The 10,323-nt window shown below is 73.0% G+C and carries 13 protein-coding genes and 1 pseudogene; 11 read left to right on the top strand and 3 right to left on the bottom strand.

The features are described 5' to 3' along the window. The 3 genes from VMR86_15095 to VMR86_15085 all read right to left on the bottom strand — a co-directional run. The coding region (locus VMR86_15095; GenBank protein HTO08370.1) for a DUF2141 domain-containing protein at positions 1-398 on the bottom strand (398 nt) is incomplete at its 3' end. A 59-nt stretch (positions 399-457) separates the two neighbouring features. Then, a complete protein-coding gene (locus tag VMR86_15090) occupies positions 458-2,167 on the bottom strand; it encodes a HAMP domain-containing sensor histidine kinase (GenBank protein HTO08369.1) in 1,710 nt (569 codons plus the stop codon). Continuing rightward, positions 2,164-2,865: a response regulator transcription factor gene (locus VMR86_15085; GenBank protein HTO08368.1), complete on the bottom strand. Its 702-nt coding sequence runs from the start codon at positions 2,863-2,865 to the stop codon at positions 2,164-2,166. Before VMR86_15085 ends, VMR86_15090 begins: the two co-directional genes overlap by 4 nt. Before the next feature lie 177 nt (positions 2,866-3,042). On the opposite strand from VMR86_15085, the gene VMR86_15080 reads away from it, so the two are divergent. The 11 genes and pseudogenes from VMR86_15080 to VMR86_15030 form a co-directional block, all read left to right on the top strand. Further along, positions 3,043-4,512: a VWA domain-containing protein gene (locus VMR86_15080; GenBank protein ID HTO08367.1), complete on the top strand. Its 1,470-nt coding sequence runs from the start codon at positions 3,043-3,045 to the stop codon at positions 4,510-4,512. Continuing rightward, positions 4,509-5,051: a PspA/IM30 family protein gene (locus VMR86_15075; protein HTO08366.1), complete on the top strand. Its 543-nt coding sequence runs from the start codon at positions 4,509-4,511 to the stop codon at positions 5,049-5,051. Before VMR86_15080 ends, VMR86_15075 begins: the two co-directional genes overlap by 4 nt. Further along, the gene (locus VMR86_15070; protein HTO08365.1) at positions 5,048-5,590 is read left to right on the top strand and encodes a hypothetical protein; all 543 of its coding nucleotides are present in this window, start codon (positions 5,048-5,050) and stop codon (positions 5,588-5,590) included. The genes VMR86_15075 and VMR86_15070 overlap by 4 nt, the downstream gene beginning before the upstream one ends. Further along, a pseudogene (locus VMR86_15065) lies at positions 5,587-6,144 on the top strand (DUF1287 domain-containing protein). Before VMR86_15070 ends, VMR86_15065 begins: the two are co-directional and overlap by 4 nt. A gap of 49 nt (positions 6,145-6,193) precedes the next feature. Further along, positions 6,194-6,805, top strand: a complete 612-nt coding sequence (locus tag VMR86_15060; protein ID HTO08364.1) for an alpha-ketoglutarate-dependent dioxygenase AlkB — start codon at positions 6,194-6,196, stop codon at positions 6,803-6,805. A gap of 117 nt (positions 6,806-6,922) precedes the next feature. Continuing rightward, the gene (locus VMR86_15055; GenBank protein ID HTO08363.1) at positions 6,923-7,600 is read left to right on the top strand and encodes a dienelactone hydrolase family protein; all 678 of its coding nucleotides are present in this window, start codon (positions 6,923-6,925) and stop codon (positions 7,598-7,600) included. Continuing rightward, the gene (locus VMR86_15050) at positions 7,597-8,325 is read left to right on the top strand and encodes a hypothetical protein (GenBank protein ID HTO08362.1); all 729 of its coding nucleotides are present in this window, start codon (positions 7,597-7,599) and stop codon (positions 8,323-8,325) included. The genes VMR86_15055 and VMR86_15050 overlap by 4 nt, the downstream gene beginning before the upstream one ends. After that, positions 8,322-8,750, top strand: a complete 429-nt coding sequence (locus VMR86_15045) for a GFA family protein (GenBank protein ID HTO08361.1) — start codon at positions 8,322-8,324, stop codon at positions 8,748-8,750. The genes VMR86_15050 and VMR86_15045 overlap by 4 nt, the downstream gene beginning before the upstream one ends. A gap of 12 nt (positions 8,751-8,762) precedes the next feature. After that, positions 8,763-9,152 (top strand): hypothetical protein, encoded by a 390-nt coding sequence (locus tag VMR86_15040; GenBank protein ID HTO08360.1) that lies wholly within the window; start codon positions 8,763-8,765, stop codon positions 9,150-9,152. 79 nt (positions 9,153-9,231) lie between these two features. Beyond that, the gene (locus VMR86_15035; protein HTO08359.1) at positions 9,232-9,915 is read left to right on the top strand and encodes a penicillin-insensitive murein endopeptidase; all 684 of its coding nucleotides are present in this window, start codon (positions 9,232-9,234) and stop codon (positions 9,913-9,915) included. Continuing rightward, a partial coding sequence (locus VMR86_15030) for a DUF2071 domain-containing protein (GenBank protein ID HTO08358.1) occupies positions 9,912-10,323 on the top strand: 412 nt, incomplete at its 3' end. The genes VMR86_15035 and VMR86_15030, both read left to right, overlap by 4 nt.

The following is a 10,323-nucleotide window of genomic DNA, read 5'->3' as shown; positions in this document are numbered from 1 at the left end:
ACCCTCACGGCGGCGGCGTCGAACGAGGGCGGGCCGAGCCGCGGGCGGGCGCCGTTCGAGAAGCCGTAGCGCTCCTTCGGCAGGCCGAGCAGGTCGAAGTCCATGTCGCCGTTGCCGTTCGCGTCGTGCACCACTGCGATCGCGTAGCTCCCCGGCGGCAGCTCGCCCAGTGACACCGAGGCCCCGGGAGCCAGCAACATGCGCGCGGGAAGGTGCAGCTCGCTCAGCACGCCGCGTTCCGCGTAGGGGAAGGTCGCGCGCTGCGCAGGGCCGAACAGCTCGATCTGCAGCTCGCCGTCGCCCGACTCGAGGCCCTGGATCACGACCACGAGCTCGGACGCGCGCGCAGGCGCGGCGGCGAGACACAGGAGTGCGCAGAGCAGGGGCAGGCGGGGCATCGGCGGGGTCCTGGCGGTGGAGTCGCCTATCGGCAGCCCCGGCGGCCGGATTGAGCGCCTCAGCCGGTCGCGAGCTGGATGGCCACCTCGAAGCCCGTGGGCTGCGCGTTGCCGGCGCGCACGCTGGCGCCCATGGCTTCCGCCAGCCGCTGCACGAGCGCCAGGCCGATGCCGGTGCCTTTGGCGCGGCGGGTCAGCTCGGAGTCGCCGCGCCAGAAGGGCTCGAACAAGAGACCCAGCTGCTCGCGCGGCACGCCCGGCCCGAAGTCGCGCACCGACAGGACGACACCATTCGGTGTACGTCCCGCCGCCACCACGATCTCGCGCCGCTCCGCATCGCGCGCGTACTTCAGCGCGTTGTCGACCAGGTTGAACACGATCTGCGCCAGCGCATCGCGCTCGAAACGCGCGGGCGGAAGGTCGGGGCCGATCTCGACGGCCAGCCGGAAGCCCTCGCGTTCGACGTGCACGCGCAACATGTCGAGCGACGCGCGCAGCGCGGGCTCGAGCGGCCCGACGCCGAGCGCCAGCTTGCGCGCGCCCTTCTCGAGCTGCGAGAACTCGAGCACGTTGTTGACCAACCGCGAAAGGCGGTCGGACTCGAGCGCCAGCGCGCGGTAGTACTCGTCGCGCTTCGACTCATGGGTGACCATGCCGTCGCGCAGCATCTCGGCGTACATGCGGATCGCCGTGAGCGGGGTCTTCAGCTCGTGCGAGACCGAAGCCGCGAACGCCGCGCGGCGCTGCGCGAAGCCGACCACCGTCGACACCGAGCGGTAGGCCACGGCCAAGCCCGCCGCGAGCACCAGCGCGAGCGCTGCGCCGAGCGCCTCGATCGCGCCCGCGGTCCCGATGCCCGGCAAGGGAGTCAGCACGAGCTGCGCGCCGAGTGACTCGAACGGCTCGGCGAAGCGGCGCCGGTAGGCGAACTCGGCGTGGCTCTCCGGCAGCTCCGCGGCCAGCGGGCCCGCGAAGTCCACGCGTGCCAGTCCCGCCAGGTCGTCGCCCAGCCCGCGTGCGCGCAGCCAGTCGAACAGGCGCGGCACGTCGAGCACCACGCCTTCGCGCTGCACCGTGCCCGAGACCAGCGCCGTGCGCTCGAGGGCCAGGTGAGTCGCGTCGAGCGGGCGGCCGCGAAGCGGCGAGCGCACGGCGGTGACCGGTGCCTCGACCCGGCGCTCGGCGACCACGGAAGGCTCTGCGTAGCTCATGGAGCCCTCGGCCTTCGGCTCGGGCCGAGCGGGCGGCGGCGTGTTGTAGGTCTTCAGGCGCGACTCCGCGCCCCGGTTCAGCTTGGCGAGCACGCCGAAGGCCTCCTGCGCGTCCTTCTTCTTCTCGGCTCTCTCGGGCTCGACGACCTGGGCGCGCGGCAGCGAGAGGGTCGTGCCGGCGCTCTGGCGTGAGTCGGCGAAGGGTCCTGCGGACGCGGCCTCCTGCGCGGGCGCCGCGGCGACCAGGCGGTCGAGCTCGGCGTTCTTGGACTGCGTATCGGTGCGCACCGCGCCCTCGGGACTCACCCGGTAGCGGCTCACCACGAAGTCTTGCTCGGAGTCGGCCGGCGGCGGGTCGGCGCGGGCCAGACGCACGTCTTCGCCGTTCACGAGCTCGGAGAGCGCGCGCTCCATCTCGTCGAGCACGCGCTCGGCCACCGCGTCGTGGCGCAGCCGGCGCTCGGTGGCGGCGACCGCGAGCGCCCGCGACACCAGCGCGCCGATCCCGAGCAGGCTCAGCGCTGCGATGGCGGCGAACCAGAAGCGCAGACGAGTCACGAGTCGGCCACCCAGCGATAGCCCAGCCCGCGGATGGTCTCGATCGGCGCGTCCGCGCTCGCGCCGAGCTTCTTGCGCAGCTTGGCGATGTGCACGTCGACCGTGCGGGTCTCGACCGACTCGGCCGCGTGCATGCCCCACACGTCGCGCAGCAGCCGGCGGCGACTCACGATCCGCCCGGGCTCGCTCGCGAACAGCGCGAGCAGGGCGACCTCGCGCGGCGTGAGCTCGATCTCGGTGCCGTTGCGCGCCGCCACCCCGCGCGCGGGCTCGACCCAGAGGTCCGCGCAGCGGAACGGCGCGAGTCCCTGGCAGTCCTCGGCCGATGCGCGCCGCAGCAGCGCCGCGACGCGCGCCACCAGCTCCGCCACCGAGAAGGGCTTGGTCACGTAGTCGTCGGCGCCGCGGCGGAAGCCCTCGAGCACGTCGGCCTCCGCCCCGCGCGCGGTCAGCATCAGGATCGCCTGGCGCGGCCGGCGCTCGCGCAGCCGCGAGCACACCTCGAGACCCGAGAGACCCGGCAGCATGACGTCGAGCACGACCAGCGCGAACTCCTCCGCGAGCGCGCGCGAGAGACCCAGGTCGCCGTCCTCCACGCCGACCGGCTCGTGCCCGTGATAGGCGAGCACGTCGCAGAGACCCGCGCGGATCGCGGGCTCGTCCTCGACCACCAGGATGCGCGCGGCGGGGCTCGCCATGGACACGGAATGATACGGCGCAGCTGCGCTCGGGCTGGAGGGCCGGCGTGTAAATCGCGCGTAAATCCCCGCCCGGCACGTTCACCGAGGCTTTACCCGCGGAGCGCCGGGTTTGCCCGATGGTTCTCTCGTGCGCCGCGTCTTCCAGGCGCACTCGACGAACCAAGGAGAACCTCGATGCAAACGACACTGAGCTGGATCGCCCGCAACCGCCGCACGGCGGTGCTGGGCACGGCCCTGGCACTCACTCTGGCCGCAGGAGTCAGCTCGCGCGCGCTGACTCGTCAGATGGCGGGGGCACCCCACCCAGGCTCCGGCGGAGTTGCGACCTCGCTCTTCGCCTCGCAGGGCCCCGTGCGGCTCGCCGCCGAGCTCGAAGGCACGAAGCTCTTGCGCGGCGGAGAGGGCGTCGCGCGGGTCGAGCTCTCGATCGCCGGTCACTCCGACGACCCCGCCGCCCTGCAGCGCGTGCCGAGCGACGTGATCGTGGTGCTCGACCGTTCGGGCTCGATGGAAGGCGAGAAGCTCGCGCGCGCCAAGACCGCCACGAGCGCCCTGCTCTCGGAGATGGGCGCCGACGACCTGTTCGCCCTGGTGGCCTACGCGAACGACGCGGTCGTGGCGATCCCGGCCACGCCGGTGACTCCCGCGAACCGCGAGTGGCTCGACTCGAGCGTGAGCGGGCTGGGCGTGGAAGGGGGCACGAACATCGCAGCCGCGCTCGAGCTTGGGCTGCGCCAGGTCGGGCTGCAGGCGCGGAAGGGCCACGCCGTGCGCATGATCCTGATCTCGGACGGCATGGCGAACGTGGGAGACACCTCGCTCGAGGGGCTCACGGGCCGCGCCCACCGCGCCAGCGCGTCGTCGTGCGTGGTCTCCTCGATCGGCGTCGGGTCGGACTTCGACGAGCGGGTCATGGCCGCGATCGCCGACGCGGGGACCGGCAACTTCTACTATCTCGACGAGCAGCGCGACCTGGCGCAGATCTTCACGCGCGAGTTCGGCGCGGCGCGCGCCACGCTGGCCTCCGCGCTCCAGGTCGAGATCACGCCCGCACCGGGCGTGCGCGTGGTCGACGCGGCCGGCTACCCGCTCGAGCGCGACGGCGACACGGTGCGCTTCACGCCCGGCGCGCTGTTCGACGGCCAGGACCGGCGCATCTGGGTGACTCTCGCGGTCAGCGAGGGCGCCGCGAGCCCGCAGTCATTGGGCCGCTTCGGCCTGCGCTACGAGCGCGACGGCCAGCGCGAGTCACTCGAGCTGCCCGAGGCGCTGGCCGTGTCCTGGGCGGAGCGCCAGGAGGAGGTGGTGCGCTCCTACGCGCCCGCGGCGTGGGGGCGATCGGTGGTGCAGGAGGAGTACGGCGAGCTCGAGTCGAAGGTCGCGGAGTACGTGCGCCAGAACGAGCCGCAGCGCGCCCTCGCGGCGATCGGCGAGTTCAAACAGCGCGTCGATGCCGTGAACGGCTTTGTGCAGTCACCGGCGGTCACCGAGAAGCTCGGCCGGCTCGAGGGCCTCGAGCAGGACGTGAACGACGCCTTCACGGGTGCGAACCAGGCCGAGAAGCGCAACCAGCTCTCCAAGGCCAAGGCCGAGTCGAGCCTCGATGCGCGCCGCCAGGGCGCGAAAGGGGAGGGCTCGAAGTGAAGGCCGGCGTGTTCGAGAGACTCGGGCTCCTGCTGCGCGCCGACGCGCACGGGGTGCTCGAGGGCCTCGAGGAGCGGTCACTGCTTGCGAAGCAGCTGCTGCGCGAGGCCGAGCTCGAGCTCGCGCGCAAGCGCGCGCGCAGCGAGGCGATCGAGCGTGAGCTCGCGCGGCTGGCCGCCGAGGCCGCGCGTGCGCAGGACGACCTGCGGCAGCTCGACGCCGACGTGGAGCTGTCGCTGGGCCGGGGCGAGGAGGAGCTGGCGCGCTTCGCGGCACGCAAGCTCCTGCTCGAGCAGCGGCGCGCGGCCGCGCGCGGAGCGCGAGTCGCGGCGCTGGGCCGCGAGCGCGCCGAGCTCTTCGAGAGACTCGCGCGCCAGGAGGTGGAGCTGGCCGACCTGCGCCAGCGCGTGGCCGACTGTCTCTCCGAGGAAGCGGCGCGCGGCGAAGCGGGCGGAGAAGGTTGCCCCGCACCCGTGGCCGAGCACGACGTGTCGCTCGAGCTCCTGCGCCGGCGGGCGCGGGCGGGAGCAGACGGATGACCCGCTCGGTCGGCAGAGGCGGGGGCCTGCGCTTCGCGGCAGGCGTCGCGGCGGCGGGGGTGGTCGCGCTGGTGGCGCTCGAGCCGTGGCTCGGCGCCTGGCGCGCGCGGGCGGTGTTCGCGCTGGTGTTGCTGCCCTTCGCCGGCGCGCGCCACGCGCAGTCACTCGGCGCGCTGGCGCGCTCCAGCATCGCCCTCTCGTTGGCGAGCCTGGCACTCGGCTGGGCCGGGCTGCGCTGGCCGCTCTTGGCCATGCCGCTCGCGGGCGCCTATGGAGTCACGCGCGCGCTCTGCGCGCCCGGTCGCAATCCGGCGCGTGCGCTCGGCACGGAGGTCGTGCTGATCGGCGCGGGCCTGGCGCTCGCCGCCCTGTGCGACGGACGCAGCAGCTTGTCGTTCGGGCTGGGGCTGTGGGCCTTCTTCCTGGTCCAGGCCGCGTTCCCGCTCACCGGGGGGGCGCCGGTGTCCTCCGAGTCGGGCGACCCGTTCGAGCGCGCCCGCGACCGCGCGCTCGAGCTGCTGGCTCGGCGGCCGTCGTGACTCGCGCCTGCGTGGCGGCGCTCGCGCTGCTGTGCACGGGAGTGAGTCCGCCGCACGCCGACTTCTTCGCCCGGCTCTCCGATGCCGCGCTCGCGCAGGTCTCCCGGCCGGTGGTCTACGACCCGTCGTACCGGCGCATTCCCTATCCGGGCGGCGACGTGCCGGCAGACACGGGGGTGTGCAGCGACGTCGTGATCCGCGCCTACCGCGCGCTCGGGGTCGACCTGCAGGTGCGCGTGCACGACGACATGGCCGGCGCCTTCGCGGCCTATCCAAAGCTCTGGGGCTTGCGCGGGCCGGACCCGAACATCGACCACCGGCGCGTGCCCAACCTGGCTACCTATCTCGCGCGTCACGGCGCTGCGCGTCCGATCTCGAGCCGGCCCGAGGCCTACCGGACGGGCGATCTCGTGGTGTGGCTGCTGCCGGGGAGCCGGCCGCACATCGGTGTCGTCAGCGCGCGGCGCACGCGCGACGGCCGGCCGCTGGTGGTGCACAACGCCGGGCTGGGGCCGCGGCTCGAGGACGCCCTGTTCGCGTTCCCGATCACGGGTCACTTCCGGTACCGCGAATCGCTTCGAGCCGGTACGATTCCGGTCCCCCATGCTGGACGAAGCCCGCCAGCCCAGTCTGTTCGGCACACTCGATGCGCCGGCCTCGCCGCGCGTGGCGCTCGACGCCACGTCGTGGCTCGAGCTGCTCCCCGGCTGGCTCGCGGAGCCGGCGGCGCTGTTCGAATGCCTGCGCACGAGCGCGCGCTGGGAGCAGCGCGACCGGCGCATGTACGAGCGCACGGTGACCGAGCCGCGTCTCACCGCCGAGCTGCGCGACCTGAGGCAGGCGCCGGCAGCGCTGCGCGCGGCCGCCGAGCGGCTGTCGACACAGTACGGTGTACGGTACGACCAGCTGTGGCTGAACTTCTACCGCCACGGCCACGACAGCACCGCCTGGCACGGCGACCGGATCTCGGTGCGGCGTGAAGAGTGCATCGTGCCCGTGCTCACGCTGGGCGCGACGCGCCGCTTCCTGATCAAGCCGCGCACGGGCGGCGCTTCGCGCGCGTTCTGGCCGGAGTCGGGCGACCTGGTGGTCATGGGCGGGCGCTGCCAGAGCGACTGGGTGCACAGCGTGCCCAAGGCGCCCCAAGTCCGGGGCGCACGCATCAGCGTGAACTTCCAGAGCTCCGAGCAGGCGCGCCCGGAGCGCCGCCGCTAGCAGTCACTGACTCGCGCCGGCCGGCGCGCGTGTTAGCTTCCCGGCGATGGTGGTGGAGCTCGTCGGCGGCGGGGCGGTCCTGGCGGGCCCGCTCTTGGCGCAGTGGGAGCGCGGCGAGTGAACGAGGAGGAGGCCGAGCTGCGCGCGGAGGGCGAGCCCTCGGTTCCCGTCTCGATCTGGAGCCGAGACGAGCGCCCGCGCGGCGTCGTGCTGCTGGGCCACGGGCTGTGCGCCGACCGCACTCACCCGACGGTGCGCGTCCCGGCGGAGCAGCTCGTGGAGCGCGGACTGGCCGTCGTCGCGCCCGACCTCCCCGGGCACGGCGTGCGCCGGAACGGCGCGCGCGGCCCCGACGAGGTCGCCGAGGCGTGGCAGACCTACTGGACGTCGGGCGGACCCGCCGCGCTGCGCGACGAATGGCTGCGCATCCTGAGCTTCGCGCGCGGCCGCTTCCCGAACGCGCGGGTCGGCTATTTCGGTCTCTCGCTCGGCGCGCAGTACGGCGTGGTGTTTCTCGCCAACGCGCCGCAGGTCGCTGCGGCCGTGCTGGGTCTGTTCGGCGCCGAGCCGGCGCCCAGGTCCGCGATCATGCACGCCTGCGCGCCGCGCGTGTGCTGCCCGGTGTATTTCGTGCAGAAGCAGTCCGACGAGCTCCACGCGCGCGAGCGCAGCGATCACCTGTTCTCGCTGCTCGGCAGCGCCGAGAAAGTCCTGCACTCGACGCCGGGGCGGCACGGCGACGTGACTCCCGAGGAGTACGCGCGCGCCTGCGGCTTCCTCGCGGAGCGCCTGTGACCATCGGGCTCTACGGGGGTGGCGCGCTGAGCGCCTGGGGGAGGGGGATGAAGCGCGCAACCTGGCTTTCGATCGCGATCGGCCTGTGTCTCGCGACTGCGGCGGCCGCCGCGGAGTCCGGCTCGATCGTGGTGGCGCTCGCTGCCAGCACCGGCCCGCGGGTCGCGAACTTGCTGCGGCAGCACGCCGACTTCGTCGCGGCGGAGGTGGGGGTCAAGGTCGACGAGAGCGACGCCGCCAGACGCTTCACGGCCATCGCTGCCGGCAAGGCGAAGCTCGCCGACGAAGTGCGCAAGCATCCCGGCTGGATCTTCCTGGACGGACCCGTGGCGCTGTCGGCGCCGGAACAGAGCAAGTTCACGTCGAGCTACGGCCCCACGAACCGCGCGTCGGCGACCGTGCTCGCGGCGCTCGGCGCCGAGACCGATGTCTATGCGCAATCGGCCGCGCTCGCCGCCGCGTTCGCACAGCTCGAGAAACAGTCCAGCTTCGAGCTGCCGGTGCAACGCATCGAGCTCGCCGTGCGTGATGCCCAGCAGTATCGCCCGCAGCTGCTCAAGATCGTGGCCGAGGAGGCTGTGCGCACGCGCGATGCGCTGGTTGCCGGCGGGCAGATCGAGCTGTCCGGCCTCGAGGGGCCCGTCTGGGTGCGCCAGGTCGACGACCGCGACGTGGAGCTCTACCTCGACTACAAGCTCGCGGTCGGATCGGCAGGCCGGAAGTGAGCGCCGCGCCGTCGGCGTTTCGCGGCGGCTGCGCCTGCGGGGCGATCGCGTTCGAGTGCAGCGCGGCCCCGCTCTCGATGGTGAGCTGTCACTGCCGCGACTGCCAGCGCGCCGGCGGCTCGGGTCACTCGCCGTCGGTCGTGGTGAGTCGCGCGGCCTTCCGGGTCACTCGCGGCGAGCCGCGCTTCTACGAGCGGCGCGCCGACAGCGGAGCCGTGGCGCGGCGGGCCTTCTGCGCGGCCTGCGGGTCGCCGCTGTTCGCGTCGAGCTCGGCGCGGCCCGACGTGCTGGCGATTCGCGCGGGCAGCCTGGACGACCCGTCGTGGTTCCGTCCCGCGGCCGTCGTGTTTGCCGACAGCGCGCAACCTTGGGATCCGTTCCCGCCCGGCGTCTCCCGGCAGCCTCGTGACCGGCCCAGGAGCTGATAGTCTCTGGCCATGAGGCCGCTCATCACCGCACTCGCCGCCGTACACCTGGCGATCACCCTCTGGCACTCGGAGGCGCACACCGAGCTCGGAATCGGGCTGCCCGCCTGGAAGCTCGCGTACGCGTACGCGGTGATCGTGATCGCGCCACCCGTCGCGGCGGCGCTTTTGTGGACGCGCTTTGCGTCGTGGGCTCTGTGGCTGTTCACGGCCGCGATGGTCGGGTCACTCCTGTTCGCGACCTACCACCACTACATTCTGGTCTCGCCCGACAACATTGCGCACCTGCCCGAGGGCGCGCCCGAGGCTCAGGTGCGCTTCGTGGTCAGCGCCGGCTGGAGCGCGCTGCTCGAGCTGGCCTCGGCGCTGGTCGGCGCGTTCTATCTGGGGCGGGGCGCGTGAGCGAGACGCGCTGGGCGGGCGCGCCGCTGCGCGAGCCGCCGGAGGTCGATGCCGAGTTTTGGGCGAGCCCAGGCAGCGCTTGAAGGCGGCATGGTGTCTCGCCGCGGCCGCGCTCGCGCTCGCGAGCGGCGCCGGCGCGGCCGAGAGTGTCTGCTTCGGCACCGTGGCGAAGGGCCGGATCGAAGGCGCCGTCGCCCTGCCGCCGAGCGGCCCCAACTTCGCCGCCTACAGCATGGCCGGCGTCGCCATGGGGCGCACCTACGTGCACAGCACGGTGCGCGACGTGGTCGTGGCCGCGTACGCGGCGCTCGAGAAATCGGCGCCGGGCAAGGTCTTCGTCTACGGCGAGACCGGTTGGGCCTCGGGCGGCCGAATCCGCCCGCACCGCACGCACGAGAATGGTCTCTCGGTGGACTTCTTCGTGCCGGTCACCAACGCGCAGGGTGAGTCGGTGCGGGTGCCCGGCAGCCTGTCGAACCGCTTCGGCTACGACCTCGAGTTCGACGCCGATGGCCGCTTCGAGAGCTACACGATCGACTTCGCCGCGATCGGGCAGCATCTGTTCGAGCTGCAGCGCGCCGCGCAGGCGCGCGGCGTCGGCATTGCGCTCGTGATCTTCGATCCGCCCTACCACCCGAAGCCGTTCGCCACGGAGCACGGCCCGCAGCTGCGCGACTCGCTCCCGTTCATGAAGGGCCGCGCGTGGGTGCGCCACGACGAGCACTACCACGTGGACTTCGCCGTGCCGTGCAAGCCAGAATGACTGCCGCGCAGTCACTCGGCCCGGTCTTTCTCACCGCGGAGTGGCGCGACCTCGCCATGCTGAACTACGAGATCGACCCCGCCGTACTCGAGCCCCGCGTGCCCGCGGGCACCGAGCTCGACGCCTGGTCCGGGCGCACTTTCGTGAGCGTGGTGGGCTTCCGCTTCCTGCGCACGCGAGTGCTCGGCGTGCCGGTGCCGTACCACGTGGACTTCGACGAGGTGAACCTGCGCTTCTACGTGCGCCGCAAGTCCGGCGCCGACTGGCGGCGCGGCGTGGTGTTCGTGAAAGAGATCGTGCCGCGCCGCGCGATCGCGCTGGTGGCGCGCGTCGCCTACGCCGAGAACTACGTGGCTCACCCGATGAGACACTCGATCCGGCCGATGATCGGCGACGCTCCGGCCACGG

Source organism: Myxococcota bacterium (assembly GCA_035498015.1).
In the GTDB taxonomy this organism is placed as follows: domain Bacteria; phylum Myxococcota_A; class UBA9160; order SZUA-336; family SZUA-336; genus VGRW01.
Note: the sequence above shows the minus strand (reverse complement) of the source record. Positions and strands in the feature narration are given on the sequence as shown.